The organism is Geodermatophilus ruber (assembly GCF_900114385.1).
In the GTDB taxonomy this organism is placed as follows: Bacteria; Actinomycetota; Actinomycetes; order Mycobacteriales; family Geodermatophilaceae; genus Geodermatophilus; species Geodermatophilus ruber.
Window position 1 is genome coordinate 76,349 of record NZ_FOSW01000017.1, and the last position, 21,517, is coordinate 97,865.

Here is a 21,517-nt window from a genome sequence, read left to right on the forward strand (position 1 = left end):
TCTGGACGGGCCGGCCCGAGAAGTGCCGGCGACCTCACTTCGCGGCCCGGAGGTCCTTGCGCAGGATCTTGCCCGCCGCGGACTTGGGCACCTGCTCGATGAACTCGACGAGCCGGACCTTCTTGTGCGGCGCCACCTTGCCGGCCATGTACTCCATGACCGCCTCCTCGGTGACCCCCGAGCCGGGCGCGCGGACGACGAACGCCTTGGGCAGCTCCTCGCCGCTCTCCTCGTCCAGGACGCCGATGACCGCGGCGTCGGCGATCTCCGGGTGGCCGATCAGCACGGCCTCCAGCTCGGCCGGGGCCACCTGGTAGCCCTTGTACTTGATCAGCTCCTTGACCCGGTCGACCACGGTGTACGCGCCCCGCTCGTCGACGATCGCCACGTCGCCGGTGTGCAGCCAGCCGTCGGTGTCGAGGGTGTCGGCGGTGGCCTGCGGGTTGTTCAGGTAGCCCTTCATCACCTGCGGCCCGCGCACCCACAGCTCGCCGCGCTCGCCCGGGGCGGCGTCCTCGCCGGTCGCCGGGTCGACCAGCCGGCACTCGGTGTTGGGGACGGCGAAGCCGACCGAGCCCTTGGGCACGTCGAACCCGGCCGGCTCCGAGCCCGGGTCCGGGGTGGTGTGGGAGACCGGCGACAGCTCGGTCATCCCGTACCCCTGCGCCACCGTGACGCCGGAGTCGGCGCCCTTGCGCAGCCGCTGCTCGGCGGCCAGCGCCAGCTGCTCGTCCAGCGGGGCGGCGCCGGACAGGACCGAGGTGAGCGAGGAGAGGTCGTACTGGTCGACCAGCGGGTGCTTGGCCAACGCCAGCACGATCGGCGGCGCGACGAACGCACGGGTGATCCTGTGCTCCTGGATCGTGCGCAGGAAGCCCTCGAGGTCGAAGCGCGGCAGGGTCACCACCGCACCGCCCCAGGCCAGGCCCTGGTTCATCAGCACGGTCAGCCCGTAGATGTGGAAGAACGGCAGCACGGCGATGATCCGCTCGTCCTCGCCCAGCCGGATCAGCGGCCGGCACTGCGCGACGTTGGCCACCAGGTTGCGGTGGGTCAGCATGACGCCCTTGGGCAGGCCGGTGGTGCCGCTGGAGTAGGGCAGCGTGACCAGGTCGGTGGCCGGGTCGATGTCGACCTGCACCGGGGGCGCGGCGGCATCCAGCAGGTCGAACAGGTTGGCGTGCCCCTCCGCGCCGTCGAGCACGATCACCTCGTCGACCGGGGTCTGCTGCACGGCCGCGCCCGCGCGGTCCATGAACAGCGAGATCGTGATGAGGACCTTCGCGCCGGAGTCCTTGAGCTGGTAGGCGATCTCGTCGGGCGTGTAGAGCGAGTTGATCGGGCTCATCACGCAGCCGGCCGCCGCGATCCCGTGGAACACCACCGGGAACCACGGCGTGTTCGGGCAGAAGACGGCGACGACGTCCCCCTTGCGCAGGCCGCGGGCGTGCAGGTTGGCCGCCACCCGGTCCACGTGGGCGGCGAGCTGGCCGTGGGTGATCACGTCGCCCTTGAGGCCGTCGATCAGCGCGGGGGCGTCGGGCTTGGCCCTCCCCGCGGCGAGGACGAATTCGGGCACCGAGAGGTCGGGGATCTCGACATCGGGAAACGGGCTGGCCAGGGCCACGGCGAACTCCTTCTCGGTTCCGGTGTGGCGCCAGTCTCACATCCGCAGTGATCTGGGCCACGAGCGGCTTCCGGTGAGTTCGCCCGACCGCGTGCAGGCCGACCCCGGCTCAGCGCGGCACACCCTTACGGTGAGAGTGTGATGCGGGTTCCCTGAAACTGTCCGGCCCGAGTTGCCGGCGTCGCGGGCGCTTCGCGACCGGCTGCGGCAGGTCAAGCACTTGCAGCGGACCGTGTCCCGGGCGCGCAAGGGGTCGGCGAACCGGCGGCGCGCGGTGGCTCGGCTGGGCCGGGCGCACGCCCGCGTCGCCGCGGTCCGCGCGGATGCGCTGCACGGCTTCACCGCGCGGCTCGCCCGCGCCTACGGCGTCGTGGTCGTCGAGGATCTCGCCACGGCCAACCTTATGGCCAACCGGGCACTCGCGGCCGCGATCGGCGATCAAGGCTGGGCCGAACTCGCCCGGCAGTTGCCGTACAAGACGGCCCGCTCCGGCGGGCAGTGCATCGTCGCGGACCGCTGGTTCGCGTCCTCCAAGACATGCTCGGCGTGTGGTGCGGTGAGACCCAAGCTCACCCTCGCCGAGCGCACCTACCGCTGCGACAACGACGCCTGCGGCCACGTGGCCGACCGGGACGCCAACGCAGCAGCCAACCTCGCCGCCTGGGGCGAGCACACGCTCGGGCTGTGTCCTTGTGCGCAGAGCCCGTGCGTGACCCAGGTCGGGGACCGCCACCCGGGCGGCCCGTCAGCCGAATCTGTTCGGCATGCCTGTGGAGGGTGGGTGTCAGCCGCAGCCGTCCCGGCCGCGACGGTGCTGCCCGGTGAAGTAGGAACCAGCCGGCCACGCTTCGGCGTGGCGTAAGCACTGGACGCCCCGGACAGGGGCGCTTACGGGATGGGTGTGATGGGCAACCATCACACTTTCACCGTAAGGGGGGGCGCGGCCAGAGCACCGACTGGGTGCAGCGGAACAGCGCGATCGTCTTCCCCGAGTCGGCCTGCACGACGGCGTCCCAGACCTGCGTCGTCCGCCCGGCGTGGACGTTGGTGGCCACGGTGCTGATCCGGCCCTCCCGCGCGGTGCCCAGGAAGTTGCTCTTCAGCTCGATCGTGGTGAAGCCGGCTGACCCCTCGGGCAGCAGGGCCCGCGTGGCCAGACCGCAGGAGGTGTCGGCCAGCCCGACCACGGTCGCGGCGTGCAGGTAGCCGTTGGGCGCCAGCAGCTCCGGCCGGACCTCGAGCGCCGCCTCCAGCCGCCCGGGCTCGTGGGCGGTGATCGTCAGGCCCAGCAGCCCCGGGAGGGTGCCCGGGAGCAGGGCGTTGAGCTCGTCGGCGGTGCGGAACCCGGTGGCGGCCATGCGTCGGAACCTAGTGGCCGCCTTCCTCGGGTCCCTCCGGTGGGGAGGGAGGCGACCCCACGGTGCGGGCCGTCATCCGGCGGCGGACTCCCACAGGCCGACGACGTTGCCCTCGGTGTCCCGCAGGTACGCGGTGAACCCCATCGCGCCCACCGGCTGCTTGCCCAGCACGGTCGCCCCGCCCAGCTCGGCGACCCGCTCCAGCGCGACGTCGATGCTCTCCACCTCGACGACCACGAGGGGTGCGGCCGCGGGGCCGTCCCGGCGGGGCAGCAGCCCGCCGTTGATGAACCCGGGCTCGGCCGGCCCCTGCTGGCCGCTGGGGCCGGTGGTGACGAGCGTGTAGGACATCTCCGGCATCTGCTGCACCTGCCAGCCGAAGGCCTCCTTGTAGAAGCTGCGCGCGCGGTCCCCGTCGTCGACGGGGATCTCGAAGTGCACGACCCGGCCGCTCATCTGGGGCACCTCCCGGTTCGGCGGGCTCCTCGGCGGTCGAGGCTAGGCCCGGGGCGGAGATCGGGACAGGACCTCCGGTGCGGAGTGGCCGCCGCCGGGATTCCGGCCCGATCCGGGCCCTTCGACCTTGGCGGAACGGATCCGGCCGGTCGACGCTGGAGTCATGACGTCGGCTCCCGCCGCTTCCCCAGCCGGCAGCCCGCCCGAACCCCCCGTGACCCAGACCCCCGAGACCTCGCACGCGGACGGCATCGCGCCGCTGTACCTCGACACCCTCGTGCCACGCCGGGAACATCCCCGGCTGCTGGTGCTGGTCGATCCCACCGCTCCCGTCCAGCCCGAGCTGGTCTGGGCGCTGCAGGAGGCCGCCCGTCGCGAGGCGACCGTCCTCGCCGTCGCCCTGCTCGACAGCGGCGCCCGGGAGGACCGCCGCATCCGGACACTCGTCGCCCTCGACGCCCAGCTGCTGCGCGCCGTCGGGCAGACCGGCGTCCACGGCCGCAGCCGCACCGCCCTGGTCGACCCGCTGGTCTTCGAGGCCATGGCCGCCACCGCGCGCGGCGGCGACCTGGTCGTCGTCCGGCCGCACAGCAAGACCGTGCTGCGCCCCGCGGTGCCCCGCAGCACGGTCCGGCGCCCGGTCCGGACCGCCGGCTGACCTCCGCGCGTCCCCCGCGGCCGGGCTCAGGCCAGGCCGCGGGTGGTGCGCAGCGGCGGCCGGTCGCCGCGGATCGAGGCCACCATGTCCAGCGTCTGCCGGGTGGCGGCCACGTCGTGCGCCCGGAACACCGTCGCCCCCAGCCAGGCGCTCACCGCCGTGGCCGCCAGCGTGCCGGTGAGCCGCTGCTCGAGCGGGACGTCCAGCGTCTCCCCGACGAAGTCCTTGTTCGACAGCGCCACCAGCACCGGCCAGCCGGTGGCCACCAGCTCGCCCAGGCGCCGGGTGGCCTCCAGCGAGTGCCGGGTGTTCTTGCCGAAGTCGTGCCCGGGATCGATGAGCACCCGCTCGCGGTCCACCCCGGCCGCGACCGCGGCCTCGGCCAGCGCCGTCGTCCGGCTCAGGACGTCGGCCACGACGTCGTCGTAGGTGATCCGGTGCGGCCGGGTGCGCGGCGGGAGGCCGCCGGCGTGCGTGCAGACGAGCCCCGCGCCCGCCTCGGCGGTCACCTCGGCCAGCTTCGGGTCCACGCCGCCCCAGGCGTCGTTGACGACGTCGGCGCCGGCGGCCAGCGCCTCCCGGGCGACCTCTGCGCGCCACGTGTCGATCGAGATGGGCAGCGTCGGGTGCGCGGCGCGGATCGCGGCGACAAGATCGACCGTGCGGCGGATCTCCTCGGCGGCGTCGACCTCCTCACCGGGGGCGGCCTTCACCCCGCCGACGTCCACCATGTCCGCGCCCTCGGCGACCACCCGGTCCACCCGCTCGACGGCGGCGGCCAGCTCGTAGGTGGCGCCCCGGTCGTAGAAGGAGTCGGGGGTGCGGTTGACGATCGCCATGACGACCAGCCGGCCGGCCGGCACCTCGAGGGCCCCCAGTCGCAGCACGCCGTCACCCAACCAGACGGCGAAGCGGCCCGTCTCGGCCCGTCCCGAACCGGGCCCCCTGCAGGGCCCGCCGCGGCCCCGTCCCGGCTCCCCCCGGAGCCGGCGAACGGTGGGGAGGACGGGGCCTCGTTCAGTCGACGAGGGCCTGGTTGACCAGCTGGCGCAGGTGGTTGCGGATGGGCAGCGTGCTCGAGGGCAGCAGCTGGGTGTAGAAGCTGACCGTCACGTCCTCGACCGGGTCGACGTAGAACGCCGTGGACGCCGCCCCGCCCCAGCTGTAGTCGCCGGCGCTGGCCACCACGCCGTAGCGGGTCGGGTCGATGACCATCGAGAAGCCGAGCCCGAAGCCCACCCCGCGCAGCGGTGTCTCGGCGAACAGCGGCCGCCCGAAGGTCTCCAGATCGGCGTCACCGGGCAGGTGGTTGCGGGTCATGTGGGCGATCGTCCGCGGGCCGAGCAGCCGCCCGCCGTCGTAGGCGCCGCCGCGGCGCAGCAGCTCGACGAAGCGCAGGTAGTCACCGGCGGTGGAGACCAGCCCGCCGCCACCGGAGAGGAACGCGGGCTTGCGGTGCGCCGCGGCGCCCATGGCGTCGAGCGGGGCGAACCCGGTCGCCGCACCGTCGGGCGTCCCCGGGACGGCGGTGTAGAGCCGGGCCAGCGACTCCACGTCGTCGCCCTCGCGCAGGCCGAAGGAGGTGTCGCGCATGCCCAGCGGCGCGAAGATGCGCTGCTCGAAGAACTCGTCCAGCGGCGAGCCGGAGAGCACCTCGACCAGGCGGCCCAGCACGTCGGTGGAGACGCCGTAGTTCCACTCGGAGCCGGGCTGGAAGACCAGGGGGATGGCCGCCCACTGCCGGCACACCTCGGCGGAGTCGGCGCCGGCCGGGGTACCCCACTCGTGGCCGGCGGCCCGGTACAGCGCGTCGACCGGGTGGGCGTGGTGGAAGCCGTAGGTGAGCCCCGACATGTGGGTGAGCAGGTGCCACACCCGGATGGGCTCGGTCTGCGGCGCGGTCACCGGCTTCTGCGCCGAGCCGGCGACGTACACGCGGGTCTCGCCGAACTCCGGCAGCCACCGCGCGATCGGGTCGGAGAGCTCGAAGGCGCCTTCCTCGTAGAGCATCATCGCCGCGACGGAGGTGACCGGCTTGGTCATGGAGTAGATGCGCCAGCGGGTGTCGTCCTCCACCGGCAGGCCGCGCTCGACGTCCCGGTGTCCGTACCGGCCCACGTGCACCAGCCGCCCGTGCCGGGCGACCGTGACGAGGTGGCCGGGGAGCCGGCCGTCGTCGACCCAGCGGGCCAGCCGCCGATCGAGGCGGGCCAGCCGGGCGGGGTCGAAGCCGACCTCGGCCGGATCGGTGTCCACCTGCAGCGCCGTCATGGGTCCTCCGTCCCCGGTGTGCCGGCCCGTGCCGGGCGGCGGCTGCCCCGCATCCTGGCCCACGAGCCCGTGGGCCAGGTCACAGGGGCGGCGCCGCCCGGCCGGCGACGGCGCGGTCGATCAGACCGGGACGCTGCTGGCGGCCTTCTTGAGGTTCGAGCCCGCGCTGACCTTGACCGTGTTGGCCGCGGGGATGTCGATCGCCTCGCCGGTCTGCGGGTTGCGACCGGTGCGGGCCGAGCGCTGCGTGCGCTCGACGGTCAGCAGGCCGGAGACGGCCACCTTCTCGCCGCGGGTGATGGCGTCGACGAGCTCGTCCTGGAGGCCGGCCAGCACGGAGTCGACCGTGGAGGCGGGGACGTCGGCCCGCTTGGCGATGGCGGAGACGAGTTCGGCCTTGTTCATGAAGCTTCCTCTCGGGAGTGGGACAGGTTCGAGGGCCGGACCGCCGCGCAAAACGGGAGGTCCGGACCGGGGGCACGGTGTCATGCCGGGTAGGGGGGCCGCCACCGCGGGGGGTCGAACGGGTCCCTCACGCCCCAGCGGCCCCACCGGCCGGAGAGCGCGGCGGGACGGGCCGACCTAGCGTGGGGGCATGCCGCAGATCCCAGGGACCGACCTGACCGTGAGCGATCTGTGCCTGGGCGGCAACGTCTTCGGGTGGACGGCGGACGAGCCGACGTCCTTCGCGGTGCTGGACCGCTTCGTCGACGCGACCCCGAGCACCGAGTCCCCGTTCGTCGACACCGCGGAGATGTACGGCAACGGCCGCTCCGAGGAGATCATCGGCGCCTGGATGGCCGCGCGGGGGGTGCGCGAGCGGATGGTCGTGGCGACCAAGGCCTCGCCGGGGCAGAAGGAGCACCCGCTGTCCGCGCCGGAGATCCGGGCCGCGGCCGAGCGGTCGCTGCGCAACCTGCAGACCGACGTCATCGACCTGTACTACGCGCACTACGACGACGAGACGACGCCGCTGGAGGAGACGCTCACGGCCTTCGACGAGCTGGTGCGCAGCGGCAAGGTCCGCTACATCGGGGCGTCGAACTACTCGGCGCCCCGGCTGGCCCTGGCGCTGGACATCTCCGAGCATCGGGGTCTGGCCCGCTACGTCGCGCTGCAGCCGCACTACAACCTGATGGAGCGCGCGGCCTACGAGGGCGAGCTGCGCGACGTCGTCGCGTTGCACGGGCTCGGCGCGATCCCCTACTTCGGGCTGGCCCGCGGCTTCCTGACCGGCAAGTACCGCGCCGGCGAGCGGGTGGACTCCCCGCGGGCGGCGGGCGCCTCGCAGTACGTGGGGGAGCGGGGCGACCGGGTGCTGGCCGCGCTGGCCGAGGTGGCCGCGGCGCACGGCGTGACCCCGGCCGCGGTGGCGCTGCGCTGGCTGGCCGAGCAGCCGACCGTCGTGTCGCCGATCGCCAGCGCCCGCAACGTCGAGCAGCTGGCCGAGCTGTTGCCGATGCAGGACCTCCGGCTCACCGCCGACGAGCTGAAGCTGCTCACCGACGCCTCGGCCTGAGCGTCGGGGACCCGGCAGCCGAGCTGCGCGGGCCCCCCGCGGGCTCAGGTCGTGTGGATGTGGTCGCGGACGGCCTGGACCAGCTCCGGGGTGACGTCGGTGACGCCGTGATCGGCGGCCGCGTGACCGGCGACCTGGGCGAGGATGCCGCCCTCGTCCGAGGCGGAGAAGCGGGCGCTGCACCCGGGGATGACGTCGCCGCAGGCGAAGGCCTTCATCGGGAACTCCTTGTCGTGGTGGTGTCGTGGTACCGGGCTGCCCGGGCGGGCGTCCGGGGTCTGGGGGTCAGCGGGCGGACCCGGCCGAGGCGAGGTCCTCGATGCGCAGCAGGCCGAGCACGTTGCCGGTCGGGTCGGTGCAGACGACGGGGTCGAAACGCTGCGCCGGTGGCCGGGTCAGCGCCCGCTGCAGCGTCTCCTCGATGCCGGCTGAGGGGTGCACGCGCAGCGACACCGGGGCGGTGTAGACCTCGGCCGTCCGCGGGTCGGCCAGGAGCAGCCCGACCGGCTCGCCCAGCCCACCCACCAGGACCGCCGGCGGGACGCCGGGGTGCTTGGCGGTGATGTCGCTCTGGCGGACCGGGCGCAGCAGGCTGGCCACGCTCTCGGTGAGCCGGGCGCGGGCGACCTGCGCGCGCACCAGGCGGGTGGCCTCCGCGGACAGCGGGAGGAAGTCCGGCGCGGGACGGCCCAGCAGCCAGCCCTGCGCGAGGGGCACGCCGAGCCGGGCGAAGACGGCCAGCTCGCCGACGGTCTCGATCCCCTCCGCGAGCAGCCAGGCGTCGATCCGACCGGCGAACTCGCCCACCATCTCGGCCAGCGCCGTCCGGACCGGGTCGGTGTCGACGTGGCTGACCAGGGCCCGGTCGAGCTTGACCAGCTGGGGCCGCAGGGCGGCCATCTGCTGCAGCCCCGAGTAGCCCGAGCCGGCGTCGTCCAGGGCGATCAGGGCGCCGCGGGCGCGCAGCTCCTCGGTCTGGCGGTGCAGCTGCGCCAGGTCGTCGACCGGCGTGTGCTCGGTGAGCTCGATGGCCACCCGCTGCAGGTCGGGGCGGGTGGCCAACGCCTCCTGGATCGGTGCGGTGCCCAGCAGGTGCGGGCTGACGTTGACGGTCAGGAAGGTGTTGTCGGGCAGCCGGGGGACGGTCGCCAGCGCCTTGACGATGGCCAGCGCCTCGAGCTCGGCGGCCAGCCCGCACTCGGCCGCGGCGGCGAACCACACGTCGGGGCCGGCGGTGCCCGGGAAGCGGGACAGCACCTCGTAGCCGGCGACCCGCGCCGCGGCCAGATCGACGATCGGCTGGAACAGCAGCGTGAGGTCGTCGGGATCGGCGAGCAGCGGACGGCAGTCCGGCATGCTGCTCGTTCGGGTGCCCTGCATGCTCCCCCATCGGTTCGCGGGCGACCCGGCTTGATCCTGGGGTGGCCGGCTCACCCGGTGGGGGGAGACGGCGGCACGCCCGGCAGACGGTCCGGTTTCGTCCCCTTCACGCGTGTCAGCATGGGGGCACGCGGCTGGCAGGGAGTCCGCTGCAACGGCGGAAGAGGGAGCGTGGTCACGCTGTCGACGCTCCCCGCCGCCGAGCCGGACCTGCTGCGCGACCCGCACCGGATCGCCGCCGCCCGCCGGCTCCTGGTCGAGGTGCCCGGCCCGGCCGCCTTCGACCGGCTCTCCGGCCTGGCCGCCCGCCTGCTCGGCACCGGGCACGCGAAGGTCACCCTCTTCACCGACCAGGACACCGTGGTCGGCGGGTACGGTCTGCCACCCGGCGTCGTCGGCGGGCCGGCGCTGCTGACCGGGGCGCTGTCGGCACTGACCGTCCGGCGCGGCCGCCCGCTGGTCGTGCCCGACGCGACCGCGGACGAGGCGGTCGCCGGCCTCCCGGCGGTCACCTCCGGGCAGGTGGCCTCCTACCTCGGCGCCCCGCTGGTCGCGGACTCCGGTCATGTCGTCGGCGTGCTGGCCATCTACGACCCCGCCCCGCACACCTGGTCGGACGACGATGGCGCGCTGCTGGCGCAGATGGCCGCCTCGGTCGTCGCGGAGCTGGAGCTGTCGGCCGCCCGCTCGGCCATCGGCGCCTCGCTCGCCCGGCTCGACATCGCCCTGGAAGCCAGCTCCATCGGCATCTGGGAGCAGGACCTGCGCACCCGCGCGGTGCACTGGGACGAGCGCTGCGCGGCGATCTTCGGGTTCGACGGGGCCGTCGACATCGACTCGACCGAGCAGATGATCACCGAGCGGATCCACCCGGACGACCGCGAGGTGGTCCAGCAGGCCATGCGCGAGGCGCTGAGCGGCAGCGGGGAGTACCTGGTGGAGGCGCGGGTGCTCCACGTCGACGGCAGCGTGCGCTGGACGGTCTCGCGCGGGCGGGTGGTGACCGATCCCGCGGGGCGGCCGGTGCGCGTGCTCGGCAGCGCGGTCGATGTCACCGCCGCCCGCGAGCAGTCCGAGCGGCGGATCGCGGCGGTGCATCGGGCGGCCGCGATCGCCGAGGTCGCCGCGGAGCTGGCCAACGCCACCCGGATCTCCCAGCTGGCCGAGATCGCCCTGCGCGGCGGTGCGGTGCTGGGCGCGGAGTCCATCGGGCTGGCCGTGATCGACCCGCAGGACGACGCGCTGTACCTGCACCTGACGCGGCAGATCGTCGACGCCGTCGCCAGCGAGGCCGACGTGGCCCTGCCCGCTGATGGCGTGCAGACCCCGCTCGACGACGCGCTGCCCCACCAGTACGTGGCCCGGCACGGCGAGCGGCTGCTCTTCGCCGACGCGGCGTCGGCCGAGGCCCGCTTCCCGCGGATGGCCGAGGTGAACGCGCTGCTCGGCACCCGGGCGCTGGCCGCGCTGCCGCTGCGCGTCGAGGGCCGCCTGATCGGCAGCTTCATCGTGGCGTGGACCACCGACCACGTGTTCACCGACCCCGACATCGAGCTGCTGGAGGGCCTCACCGCGCAGATCGCGCTCACCGCGTCCCGGCTGCAGGCCGACCGGGTGCGGGCCGACGCCGTCGCCGCGATGACCGAGGCGAACGCGCGGCTGCAGCTGCTGGCCGACGCCGGGCGGGTGCTCTCGGGCAGCCTGGACATCACCCAACAGATCGGCCAGCTCGTCGAGCTCGTCGTCCCGGCCCTGGGCGACTGGTGCTGGCTGGTGGTCACCGACGAGCAGGGTCGGCTGCACGAGCTGGCCTCCGCGCACAGCGACCCGAACCTCTCCACCGAGCTGGAGAAGTACGTGCACGGCATGGTGACGGTGATGACCGACGCGGCCGCCGCGCGGATCGTCACGCGCACCGGCCGGCCGCTGGTGCTGCGGGACATCGACTGCGCCCGGGTGGAGCGGGCCCTCCCCGATCCGGTGACCCGCGAGCTGCTGCTCCGGCTCGGGCTGCACTCAGGGGCGATCGTGCCGCTGGTCGCCCGCGGGCAGACCCTCGGCGCCCTGGGCCTGTTCACCGGTGCGGCGCGCGGCCCGCACACGCCGGGTGAGATCGAGACCGCCATCGAGGTGGGCCGCCGGGCCGGCCTGGCGCTGCACCATGCCCGGCTCTACGGCCAGCAGCGCGCCCTGGCCGACGCGCTGCAGCACAGCATGCTGACCGACCCGCCGGAGCCGGAGAACTGCGAGATCGTCGTCCGCTACGTGCCGGCCGCCGCCGGGGCGGAGATCGGCGGCGACTGGTACGACGCGTTCCTCGAGGCCGGCGGGGCGACGGTGCTGGCGATCGGGGACGTGGTGGGGCACGACAGCCGGGCCGCCGCCGCGATGGGCCAGCTGCGCGGGCTGTTGCGGGGGATCAGCTACTCCAGCGGCGCCCCACCGGCGCAGGTGCTCACCCAGCTCGACCGGGCCGTCCGCGGGCTGGCGCTGGACACGATGGCCACCGCGCTGGTCGCCCGCCTCGAGCCCGGCGACGGCGGCCTGACCCGGCTGCGCTGGTCCAGCGCCGGCCACCCGCCGCCGGTGGTGGTCGGTGCCGACGGCGAGGTGACCGCGCTCGATTCGGAGCCGACCGACCTGCTGCTCGGGGTCGACCCGGGCACGCGGCGGCGTGACCGGGTCACCGACCTGCCGGAGGGCAGCACCCTGTTCCTCTACACCGACGGGCTGGTCGAGCGCCGCGACCGGGACATCGACACCGGAACCGCGGCGCTGGCCGCCGTCCTGCGCCGGTCCGCCGGCCTCCCGCTGCCGGAGCTCTGCGACCGCGTGCTGGCCGAGCTGTTCCCGCCCGACGCGCAGGACGACGTCGCGCTGCTGGCCCTCCGGCTGTTCCCGCGGACCTGAGCCTCAGGCCGGGGTGACCGTGTAGGTGTGCCCCGCGGCGCGCAGCCGCTCGACGAGCACCCCGCCCAGGGCCGTGGCCGGGGTGAGCGAGCCGGCGCGGGCGGGCAGCCGGTCGCCGTCGAGGGCCAGGGCGAGCGCGCTCTCGCCCAGCATGACTGCGGTGGCGGCGTACCCGGGGTCACCGCTGCCGGCGGCGACCGCGCGGTAGCGGCGGCCCTGCTCGGTCTCGGCGTCGACGACCATGCGGAACCAGCCCTTCTCCCGGGCGGCCGCGCTCGGGCCGGTGCCGGGCGCGGGCAGCACGCGGTCGAGCAGCGCCCGGGTCGGAGGCAGGGCCATCGCGGCCAGCCCGGCGGCCAGCCCGGCGGTGAGCCCGCCGGCCGCCACCGCCCCCGCCGGTCCCCGGCCGCAGCCCATCACCTCGCCGTAGCGCAGCGACCGGCCGTAGGCCCAGTCCTGCAGCGCGTTGCTGCGCCGCACGATCCGGGTGTTGTAGGGGGCCATCACGAACGGGGCGGTCCACCGGCCGTCGGGGGTGCGCCGGGGCGGGGCGGCGTCCGGCGGCTGCGGCGTGTCCGGTTCGGCGTCCCGGTCGGGGCTCAGCGCGAACGGGTCGGCGGCCAGCCGGCGCAGGGCACGGTCGCGGCGGACCGCGTCGACCTGCCCGCGCACGGAGTCGATCGTGCCGCCGCTGAACCCGCCGCGGGCGGTGGCGACCAGCCGGACCTCGCGCAGCCCGCCCGCCCCGTCGGACGCGGCCCGCTCGGCGAGCAGGAACGTCGCGAGGTCCGAGGGGATCGAGTCGTAGCCGCAGGCGTGCACGAGGCGGGCGCCGGTCTCCCGGGCGACGGCGTCGAACCGGTCGATCGCCTCGCGGACGAACAGGACCTCGCCGGTGAGGTCCGCGTAGTGCGTGCCGGCCCGGGCGCAGGCCTCGGTGACCGGCAGCCCGTACTTCGCGTACGGGCCGACCGTGGTGGCGAGCACGCGGGTGCTCTCGGCCAGCGCCCGCAGGGACGCCGGGTCGCCGGAGTCGGCCTCGACGATCGGCCACGTGCGGGCGGTCGCGGGCAGTTCGTCGCGGACCGCTGCCAGCCGGGCCCGCGTCCGGCCGGCCAGCGCGACCCGGGTGCCCTCCGGAGCGTGTTCGGCCAGGTAGGCGGCGAGCAGCTTCCCGACGAAGCCGCTCGCGCCGTAGAGGACGACGTCGTGGTCCCGCGCGGTGTTCGACACGCCGTCATCCTCACCCGACGCCCGGTGACCGCGCGCGGTCAGCCGCGGCGGCGCCACCGGGTGCCGATCCGGCGCGCCTCCCCGGGGGTTCCGGTCCGGCGCGCCATCCGGAAGGCGCGGACCTGGCCCAGCCGGTGGCGGGTGCGGAGGGGGAGGTCGACGGCGACGGGCGCCTCCCATCCGCGCCACACCGAGAGCACGCGCAGCGCGGCGACCAACAGGATGACCACGGCGGCCACCGGGATGGGGTCGAGGCCGAGGGGCCCGGCGAGGACGGTGAGGGCGCTGGCTCCGAGCAGCGCCGCGACGGCGTTGTACGGCCCGGGCTGCACGATGTCGGCGCGCTGGGCGAGCAGGACGTCGCGGATGAGCGCCCCGCCGACCGCGGTCAGCGTGCCGATGAAGACCACCGACGCGCTGGGCAGGCCGGCCAGCTCGGCCTTCTGCGCGCCGACGACGGTGAAGAAGCCCAGCGTGAGGGCGTCGAGCACGACCAGCAGCGCGGTCAGCCGGGACAGCCAGCCGGAGAAGAAGAACGTGACCATCGCGGTGATCGCGACCGTGGGCAGGTAGGCCGGGTTGGTCAGCGCCACCGGCGGCCCCTCGGCCAGCAGGACGTCGCGGATCAGCCCGCCGCCGAGCCCCCCGCTGACCGCCAGCAGCAGCACACCGGAGAGCGCGAAGCCCTCCCGCGCCGCCAGCAGCCCGCCGGTGAGCGCGCCGACGACGACGGCTGCCAGATCGACCGCAGCCGGGACCCGCAGCGTCTCGGCCGCCACGGCGAGGATCTCCACGGCGGGCCATTCTCCGTCCGCCGTCCGCCGTCCGCCCGCCCCGGGCCAGTTGGTCGTGATCATGAGGATGTTGCCGGCTGCCGCGGCGTGTCCTGCCGTGTCGCGCGCAACAAGCCCATGATCACGGGGGAGGGGCGGTCGGCGACGGGTGACAGGGCGGGCCGGTGTCGCTAGCTTGCCGACCATCCGCCCTCACCTGGAGGCCGCCGTGCCCGTACGCCCGCCGGACCAGAACGAGGTAGCCGCGCTCGCCCGCAGCTACGGCATGCACCCCGCCGCCGAGGAGGTGGCCGCCTACACCCCGATCGTCGCGGCCTTCCTCAGCTCCTACGACGCGGTCGAGGAGCTCTACGCGGAGATCGCCCCGCAGGCGCCGGACGATCGGCCGAGCACCCGGCCCGCCGAGGCCGACAACCCGCTGGGCGCCTGGTACGTGACCACCGACATCCGCGGCGCCGCCGAGGGCCCGCTGGCCGGGCGGACGGTCGCGGTCAAGGACAACGTCGCGGTCGCCGGCGTCCCGATGATGAACGGCTCGCACACCGTCGAGGGCTTCGTCCCCCGCGAGGACGCCACCGTGGTCACCCGGCTGCTGGCGGCCGGGGCGACGGTCGCCGGCAAGGCGGTCTGCGAGGACCTCTGCTTCTCCGGCGGCAGCCACACCTCGGTCAGCGGCCCGGTGCGCAACCCCTGGGACCCGGCCCGGACGACGGGCGGCAGCTCCAGCGGCAGCGCCGCGCTGGTCGCCTCCGGCGCGGTCGACCTGGCGCTCGGCGGGGACCAGGGCGGGTCCATCCGGATGCCGGCGGCCTTCTGCGGGATCGTCGGCCACAAGCCCACCCACGGCCTGGTGCCCTACACCGGGGCCTTCCCCATCGAGCTCACCCTCGACCACCTCGGCCCGATGACCCGCACGGTGGCCGACGCGGCCGCGATGCTCGACGTCCTCGCCGGCCGCGACGGGCACGACCCCCGGCAGCCGACGGACCTGGCGCCGCAGCGGTACGCCGCGGCGCTGGACGGTGAGGTGTCCGGGTTGCGGGTCGGGGTGGTCACGCAGGGCTTCGGCTGGGACCAGCTGTCCGAGCCCGGCGTCGACGACGCGGTGCGCGCGGCGGCGGAGCGGCTGCGCGAGCTGGGCATCGAGGTGGTGGACGTCGACCTGCCGTGGCACCGGCACGCCCTGCACGTCTGGAACGTCATCGCCACCGACGGCGCGACGGTGCAGATGATCGAGGGCAACGGGTACGGCTGGAACTGGGAGGGCCGCTACGACCCCGAGCTGATCGCCCACTACGGCCGGCAGCGGCGGCAGGTGGCCGACCGCTGGTCGCCGACGGTGACCGCGGTGGCGCTGGCCGGGCGGTGGTCGATGGAGCAGGAGCAGACCCGGCACTACGCGATGGCGCGGAACCTGGCCACCGAGGTGCGCCGCCAGTACGACGCCGCGCTGGCCGACGTCGACCTGCTCCTGCTGCCCACGGTGCCGATGGTGGCCCGGGAGATCCCGGCGGCGGAGGACCCGCTGGAGGTCCGGATCGCCCGCGGGCTGGAGATGATCGTCAACTGCGCGCCGTTCGACGTCAGCGGGCACCCGGCGATCAGCGTCCCGGCCGGGCTGTCCGACGGGCTGCCGGTCGGGATGATGCTGGTCGGCCGGCGGTTCGAGGACGCCACCTGCCTGGCGGTGGCGCACGCCTTCGAGCAGCTGGTGGGCGGCTTCCCCCGCCCGCCGGAGCGGGAGCCCGCCGCCGTCTGAGCCCCTCGGTGTGCCGCCGTGATCATGGGGTTGTTGCGGGCCGCTACGGCGTGTCCAGCCGCGTCGCGCGCAACAACCCCATGATCACCGGGGGCTCTACTGCGCGGGCGGGACCTCCACCGAGGTCGCCGTCCCCCGCTTGCCGCCGGTCCGCAGCTCGGTGTCGCGCGCGGCCATCGCCTCCTGCCGGTCGCCCTCCTCGCGGAGGATGGCCGCGGCCTTCCAGTCCTCGGGGATGGCGAAGGCGTCGACCAGCGTGACCATGTGCGGCCGCAGCTCCTGCAGCAGCGAGTTCACCGTCGCGGTGAGCGCCTTGGCGCGGGTCGGGGTGAGCCGGCCGTGCTCCAGGAACCAGGCCTTGTCCGCCTCGATGGTGGTGAGCGCGTAGAGGTCGCAGACCCGGTCGAGCAGGGCGCGTGCCTGCAGGTCGGTGGTGCGCTCGACGCCGGCGACGAAGGCCTCCAGCACGATCCGGTCGATGTGCGCCTGCGCCGTCCGGAGCACGTGGTCCTGGACGTCGTTGAACATGTCGAAGGGCGCCATCCCGCTGGTGCCCGCGTTCTTCCGCAGCCGCCGGATCGCGCCCTCGAGGGTGTGCTTCTCCCGGTCCTCGAGCATCTTCAGCTGCCAGCCGCGGTCGAGCAGCGGCACGTCGTCGTCCCGGCCGGGGACGGCGTCGACCAGCCGGGCGATCAGCCCGCGGGCCGCCGTCCGCTCGAGCACCGTCTCGCGGACCATGTCGGCGATGAAGCCGACCTTGCCCCAGCCGTCGAGGGAGCCGAAGGCGTCGCGGTAGCCGGTGAGCAGCCCCTTGGCGACCAGCTGCAGCAGGACGGTGTTGTCCCCCTCGAAGGTGGTGAACACGTCGGTGTCGGCCTTCAGGTGCGGCAGCCGGTTCTCCTGCAGGTAACCCGCGCCGCCGCAGGCCTCGCGGCACAGCTGGATGGTGCGGGTGGCGTGCCAGGTCTGGGCCACCTTGAGCCCGGCGGCCCGGGACTCGAGCTCGCGCTGGGCGGCCTCGTCGAGATCCTCCGCCGCCTGGACGTCGTGCATCGTCCCGACCAGCTCCTCCTGCGCGAAGTGCAGCGCGTAGGTGGTGGCCAGGGCGGGCAGCAGGGTGCGCTGGTGCACGAGGTAGTCGTTGACGACGATCTCGCGGTCGGCACCGGGGGCGGAGAACTGGCGGCGCACGTCGCCGTAGCGGACGGCGATGTCGAGGGCGAGCTTGGTCGCCGAGGACGCCGAGCCGCCGACGCTGACCCGGCCGCGCACCAGCGTGCCCAGCATGGTGAAGAAGCGGCGGGTCTCGTTCTCGATCGAGCTGGTGTAGGTGCCGTCCTCGGCGACCTGGCCGTAGCGGTCCAGCAGCATGTCGCGGGGGACGGTGACGTGGTCGAAGGCCAGCCGGCCGTTGTCCACGCCGTTCAGGCCGGCCTTGGGGCCGGCGTCCCCGATGGTCACCCCGGGCATCGGGTTGCCCTGCGCGTCGCGGATCGGCACCAGCCAGGCGTGTACCCCGTGGCTCTTCCCCTGGGTGACCAGCTGGGCGAAGACCACCGCCATCCGGCCGTCCTTGGCCGCGTTGCCGATGTAGTCCTTGCGCGCGGCCTCGTGCGGGGTGTGCAGGTCGAAGGTCTGCGTCGCGGGGTCGTAGGTGCACGTCGTCCGCAGCTGCTGGACGTCGGAGCCGTGCCCGGTCTCGGTCATCGCGAAGCAGCCGGGCAGGTCGAAGCTCATGATGTCGGCGAGATAGGCCTCGTGCTGGCGCTGCGTGCCCAGCAGCTGGACGGCGCCGCCGAACAGACCCCACTGGACGCCGGCCTTGACCATGAGCGACAGGTCGCCGAAGGCCAGCATCTCGATCGAGGTGACCGAGCCGCCGGCGTCGTCCTCGCCGCCGTACTCCTTGGGGAAGCCCAGGCCGACCCGGCCGGACTCGGCGAGCTTGCGGGCCATGCGGGTGACCCGCTCGCGGGCCTCGGCGACCGTCTCGCCGTAGACGGGGAGGAACTCCGGTTCGTGCAGGTGCTCGCGGATGTCGCGGCGCACGTGGCCCCAACGGCCGTCGAGCGCCGCGGTGAGCGCCGCGGGGTCGACGGAGTTCGGCAGAGTGGATGTCACTGGTCCTCCTTGCGGGTCACGACGCCGGACAGTCCGGCCCAGGCGAGAGCGGTCAGGTGCGCGGCGAGGTCCCCCCGCGGCATGGGGCGCTCGGCCCGCAGCCACCAGTCGGCGGCCGAGCGGACGAGCCCGACCAGCCCGTGCCCCCAGGGCTGCGCCGCGGCGGGATCGCGGCCGGCCTGCTCGAGCGCGACGGCGACGAGCGCGGCGGCCTGGTCGCCGACGAGGTGGGAGAGGCTGCCGATCGGGTCGGCATCGGCCGGCGGCCCGTGGACGACGAACCGGTAGAGCTCGGGATCGGCCTCGAGGAAGGCCAGGTAGGTGTCGACCGCGGCGGCCACCATCTGCCGTGGCTCGGTGCTGCTGGTCATCGCCTCGCGCAGCTTGGCGGTGAGGTGGCCGGCCACCCGGGCGCAGACGGCGACGTGCAGCTCGCTGCGGTCGGCGAAGTGCCGGTAGACGACGGTCTTGCTGGTGCCGGCCTCCGCGGCGATCTCGTCCATGCCCACGCCGGCGCCGTGCCGGTGCACCGCGGCCAGGGTGGCGTCGACCAGCTGCTCACGCCGGGCCCGGCGGTGCTCGTCCCACCGCGAGTCGCGGCGATCGCGCCCCGGGGCCGGCACCCCCGTCTCCGATTTCACGACACCGACAGTACCTGATACTCTCGGTCCCGCGCACCGCGTCCCGCCACAGTGGCCACTTTGGCCCTCGATCTGGAGGTCCCCGATGGCACCGCAGACCCGCAAGGCCGCGATCGTCGGCGGCAACCGCATCCCGTTTGCCCGGTCCAACTCGTCCTATGCCCAGGCCTCCAACCAGGACATGCTCACCGCGACGCTGGACGGCCTCGTCGCCCGCTTCGGGCTGCAGGGCGCGCAGGTGGGGGAGGTCGTCGCCGGCGCCGTCCTCAAGCACTCGCGGGACTTCAACCTGACCCGGGAGTCGGTGCTCGGCTCGCGGCTGGCGGCCAGCACGCCGGCCTACGACGTCCAGCAGGCCTGCGGTACCGGCCTCGAGGCCGCCGTCCTGGTGGCGAACAAGATCGCCCTCGGCCAGATCGAGTCGGGCATCGCCGGCGGGGTCGACACCACCTCCGACGCGCCGCTCGCAGTGAACGAGGACCTCCGCCGGGTGCTCCTCAAGGTCAACGCGGCGAAGACCGTGCAGCAGCGGCTCAAGGCGCTGGCCGGGCTCCGGCCGGGGCAGCTGGCGCCGGAGATCCCGCGCAACGCCGAGCCGCGGACCGGGCTGGCGATGGGCGACCACGCCGCGCTCACCGCCGCGGAGTGGGAGATCGGCCGGGAGGAGCAGGACGAGCTGACCGTCCGCTCGCACCAGAACCTCGCCGCCGCCTACGACCGCGGCTTCTTCGACGACCTGGTCACCCCGTACCTCGGGCTCGCCCGCGACCAGAACCTGCGGCCGGACTCCTCGATGGAGAAGCTGGCGAAGCTCAAGCCGGTCTTCGGCGGCGGGCCCGGCGCCACGATGACCGCGGGCAACTCGACCCCGCTGTCCGACGGCGCCTCCGCCGTCCTGCTGGCCTCCGACGAGTGGGCGGCCGCGCGCGACCTGCCGGTGCTCGCGCACCTCGTCGACGCCCAGACCGCGGCGGTCGACTACGTGCACGGCGGGGAGGGGCTGCTCATGGCGCCGGCCTACGCGATGCCGGTGCTGCTGGCCCGCAACGGCCTCACCCTGCAGGACTTCGACTTCTACGAGATCCACGAAGCGTTCGCCTCGACGGTGCTCTCGACGCTGAAGGCCTGGGAGGATCCGGAGTTCTGCAAGGAGAAGCTGGGGCTGGACGCCCCGCTCGGCCCGATCGACCGGGCCAAGCTCAACGTCAACGGCTCGTCGCTGGCCGCCGGGCACCCGTTCGCAGCGACCGGCGGCCGGATCGTCGCGACGCTGGCGAAGATGCTGCACGAGGCGGGCCCCGGGAAGCGCGGGCTGATCTCCATCTGCGCGGCCGGCGGCCAGGGCGTCGTCGCCATCCTCGAGTCCTGATCCCCTCGGCTCCTGATCCACTCCGCCGGTTCTCGCGGAAACCGTCCACGTTCCCCGGACGGTTTTCGCGAGAACCGTCCGTTGCAGAGAGGAAGACACCCGCAGTGAGTGACTGGTACCGCGACTTCGCGAACTCCGGCGTCGGCAGCACCCTCGCCAAGCAGTTCGGGCTGCCCCGCCCGGCCGTGCTGCGCCGCTACGAGCCGGGGCAGCCGCTGCTCCCCGGGCCGGCGGTGGTCGGCTCGGCGGGGGAGGGCCGGCTGCGCGACGCCCTCACGCAGGTGCTCAAGGGCGCCGGCGTGACCGTGCTGTCCCCGGTGGTGGCCGACGGTGGCACGGACGGCGGGAAGCTCGGCGCCGTCCTGCTCGACGCCACCGGCCTGACCGCACCGGGCGACCTCGCCGCCGCGCACGACTTCCTCGCCCCGGCGATGAAGCGGCTGGGCCCATCCGGGCGGGTGTTGGTGCTGGCCGACCCGCCGGGCGCGGCCGCGGCCCCCGCGCAGGCCGCCGCCCGCCAGGCGCTGGACGGACTGGTCCGCTCGGTGGCCAAGGAGCTGCGGAACGGGGCCACGGCGAACCTGCTCCACGTGCCCGAGGGCGCTGAGGCCGGCTTGCCGAGCCCGGTGCGGTTCTTCCTCTCCGGCCGGTCGGCCTACGTCGACGGCCAGGTGGTCATGCTCTCCCCCGCCGAGGTCCCGGCGGGGGAGGACGACGAGAAGCCGCTGGCCGGCAAGGTCGCCGTCGTCACCGGGGCCGCGCGCGGCATCGGCGCCGCGATCGCACGCGTCATGGCCCGGGACGGCGCGCACGTCGTCGCCGTCGACATCCCGGCGGCGGGGGACAGCCTCGCGACGGTCGCCAACGAGATCGGCGGGACGGCGCTCCAGCTCGACATCACCGCGCCCGACGCCCCGCAGCGGCTGATCGAGCACCTGCGCGAGCGGCACGGCGGGGTGGACATCGTCGTCCACAACGCCGGGATCACGCGGGACAAGCTGCTGGTCAACATGGACGCCGGCCGCTGGAACTCGGTGATGGCGGTGAACCTGCAGGCGCAGCTGGACATCACCCAGGCACTGCTGGACGCCGACGGTGTCCTGAGGCCCGGCGCGCGGGTGGTCTGCGTCAGCTCGCAGTCCGGCATCGCCGGCAACCGCGGGCAGACGAACTATGCGGCGTCGAAGGCCGGCGTCATCGGCATGGTGCGCGCCTGGGCGCCGGCGTTCGCCGAGCGCGGGGCCACGATCAACGCCGTCGCGCCCGGGTTCATCGTCACCGAGATGACCGCGAAGATGCCCTTCGGCACCCGCGAGGTCGGCTCGCGGATCAACTCGCTGCAGCAGGGTGGGTTGCCGGTCGACGTCGCGGAGACGATCGCCTGGCTCTCCCAGCCGGGCAGCGCCGGGGTGAACGGTCAG

General features: G+C 74.5%; 19 protein-coding genes. 7 read left to right on the forward strand and 12 right to left on the reverse strand.

What is annotated here, in order from left to right:
* Window positions 1-34: 34 nt before the first annotated feature.
* Complete coding sequence (locus BMZ50_RS21225) at window positions 35-1,627, reverse strand: 4-coumarate--CoA ligase family protein (protein ID WP_091329211.1); 1,593 nt, start codon at window positions 1,625-1,627, stop codon at window positions 35-37.
* Between the two features lie 172 nt (window positions 1,628-1,799).
* Between BMZ50_RS21225 and BMZ50_RS21230 the strand changes: the two genes are divergently transcribed.
* Entirely contained in the window at window positions 1,800-2,489 is a 690-nt protein-coding gene (locus BMZ50_RS21230; protein ID WP_091329213.1) for an RNA-guided endonuclease InsQ/TnpB family protein, read from the forward strand.
* Between the two features lie 61 nt (window positions 2,490-2,550).
* Here the strand turns inward: BMZ50_RS21230 and BMZ50_RS21235 are convergent, their stop codons facing one another.
* Complete coding sequence (locus tag BMZ50_RS21235) at window positions 2,551-2,985, reverse strand: PaaI family thioesterase (protein WP_091329215.1); 435 nt, start codon at window positions 2,983-2,985, stop codon at window positions 2,551-2,553.
* 72 nt (window positions 2,986-3,057) lie between these two features.
* Window positions 3,058-3,441 (reverse strand): VOC family protein, encoded by a 384-nt coding sequence (locus BMZ50_RS21240; protein ID WP_091329218.1) that lies wholly within the window; start codon window positions 3,439-3,441, stop codon window positions 3,058-3,060.
* Window positions 3,442-3,655: 214 nt separating this feature from the next.
* Here BMZ50_RS21240 and BMZ50_RS21245 point away from each other — a divergent pair, with 214 nt between their 5' ends.
* Entirely contained in the window at window positions 3,656-4,099 is a 444-nt protein-coding gene (locus tag BMZ50_RS21245; protein WP_091329220.1) for a hypothetical protein, read from the forward strand.
* Between the two features lie 26 nt (window positions 4,100-4,125).
* Here BMZ50_RS21245 and folP read toward each other — a convergent pair whose 3' ends face one another.
* The 3 genes from folP to BMZ50_RS21260 all read right to left on the reverse strand — a co-directional run bounded on the left by folP (window position 4,126) and on the right by BMZ50_RS21260 (window position 6,775).
* Window positions 4,126-4,986 (reverse strand): dihydropteroate synthase, encoded by an 861-nt coding sequence (gene folP / locus BMZ50_RS21250; protein ID WP_091329222.1) that lies wholly within the window; start codon window positions 4,984-4,986, stop codon window positions 4,126-4,128.
* 130 nt (window positions 4,987-5,116) lie between these two features.
* Complete coding sequence (locus tag BMZ50_RS21255; RefSeq protein WP_091329224.1) at window positions 5,117-6,370, reverse strand: serine hydrolase domain-containing protein; 1,254 nt, start codon at window positions 6,368-6,370, stop codon at window positions 5,117-5,119.
* A gap of 120 nt (window positions 6,371-6,490) precedes the next feature.
* A complete protein-coding gene (locus tag BMZ50_RS21260; protein ID WP_091329227.1) occupies window positions 6,491-6,775 on the reverse strand; it encodes an HU family DNA-binding protein in 285 nt (94 codons plus the stop codon).
* 190 nt (window positions 6,776-6,965) lie between these two features.
* Here BMZ50_RS21260 and BMZ50_RS21265 point away from each other — a divergent pair, with 190 nt between their 5' ends.
* On the forward strand, window positions 6,966-7,889 hold the full coding sequence (locus tag BMZ50_RS21265) for an aldo/keto reductase (protein WP_091329228.1): 924 nt from the start codon (window positions 6,966-6,968) through the stop codon (window positions 7,887-7,889).
* A gap of 44 nt (window positions 7,890-7,933) precedes the next feature.
* On the opposite strand, the gene BMZ50_RS21270 is transcribed toward BMZ50_RS21265, so the two are convergent.
* Together BMZ50_RS21270 and BMZ50_RS21275 are read right to left on the reverse strand one after the other, a co-directional pair.
* Window positions 7,934-8,107: a DUF1059 domain-containing protein gene (locus BMZ50_RS21270; RefSeq protein WP_091329229.1), complete on the reverse strand. Its 174-nt coding sequence runs from the start codon at window positions 8,105-8,107 to the stop codon at window positions 7,934-7,936.
* A gap of 67 nt (window positions 8,108-8,174) precedes the next feature.
* Window positions 8,175-9,245, reverse strand: a complete 1,071-nt coding sequence (locus BMZ50_RS21275) for an EAL domain-containing protein (protein ID WP_245753788.1) — start codon at window positions 9,243-9,245, stop codon at window positions 8,175-8,177.
* Window positions 9,246-9,440: 195 nt separating this feature from the next.
* Between BMZ50_RS21275 and BMZ50_RS21280 the strand changes: the two genes are divergently transcribed.
* Window positions 9,441-12,179 carry a SpoIIE family protein phosphatase gene (locus BMZ50_RS21280; RefSeq protein ID WP_245753789.1) on the forward strand — a complete coding sequence of 913 codons (2,739 nt, stop codon included), beginning with the start codon at window positions 9,441-9,443 and terminating at the stop codon, window positions 12,177-12,179.
* A 3-nt stretch (window positions 12,180-12,182) separates the two neighbouring features.
* Here the strand turns inward: BMZ50_RS21280 and BMZ50_RS21285 are convergent, their stop codons facing one another.
* Both BMZ50_RS21285 and BMZ50_RS21290 read right to left on the reverse strand, forming a co-directional pair.
* Window positions 12,183-13,412 (reverse strand): saccharopine dehydrogenase family protein, encoded by a 1,230-nt coding sequence (locus BMZ50_RS21285; RefSeq protein ID WP_091329280.1) that lies wholly within the window; start codon window positions 13,410-13,412, stop codon window positions 12,183-12,185.
* Window positions 13,413-13,450: 38 nt separating this feature from the next.
* Window positions 13,451-14,206: a trimeric intracellular cation channel family protein gene (locus tag BMZ50_RS21290; RefSeq protein WP_091329243.1), complete on the reverse strand. Its 756-nt coding sequence runs from the start codon at window positions 14,204-14,206 to the stop codon at window positions 13,451-13,453.
* A 208-nt stretch (window positions 14,207-14,414) separates the two neighbouring features.
* Between BMZ50_RS21290 and BMZ50_RS21295 the strand changes: the two genes are divergently transcribed.
* Window positions 14,415-15,965 carry an amidase gene (locus tag BMZ50_RS21295; protein WP_091329244.1) on the forward strand — a complete coding sequence of 517 codons (1,551 nt, stop codon included), beginning with the start codon at window positions 14,415-14,417 and terminating at the stop codon, window positions 15,963-15,965.
* A gap of 96 nt (window positions 15,966-16,061) precedes the next feature.
* On the opposite strand, the gene BMZ50_RS21300 is transcribed toward BMZ50_RS21295, so the two are convergent.
* Together BMZ50_RS21300 and BMZ50_RS21305 are read right to left on the reverse strand one after the other, a co-directional pair.
* Window positions 16,062-18,086: an acyl-CoA dehydrogenase family protein gene (locus BMZ50_RS21300; protein ID WP_091329246.1), complete on the reverse strand. Its 2,025-nt coding sequence runs from the start codon at window positions 18,084-18,086 to the stop codon at window positions 16,062-16,064.
* The gene (locus BMZ50_RS21305; RefSeq protein WP_245753790.1) at window positions 18,083-18,727 is read right to left on the reverse strand and encodes a TetR family transcriptional regulator; all 645 of its coding nucleotides are present in this window, start codon (window positions 18,725-18,727) and stop codon (window positions 18,083-18,085) included. The genes BMZ50_RS21300 and BMZ50_RS21305 overlap by 4 nt, the downstream gene beginning before the upstream one ends.
* Before the next feature lie 85 nt (window positions 18,728-18,812).
* Between BMZ50_RS21305 and BMZ50_RS21310 the strand changes: the two genes are divergently transcribed.
* On the forward strand, window positions 18,813-20,096 hold the full coding sequence (locus tag BMZ50_RS21310; protein ID WP_091329248.1) for an acetyl-CoA C-acetyltransferase: 1,284 nt from the start codon (window positions 18,813-18,815) through the stop codon (window positions 20,094-20,096).
* A gap of 104 nt (window positions 20,097-20,200) precedes the next feature.
* Window positions 20,201-21,517 (forward strand): 3-oxoacyl-ACP reductase (locus BMZ50_RS21315; protein ID WP_091329250.1); only part of this gene is annotated, 1,317 nt, incomplete at its 3' end.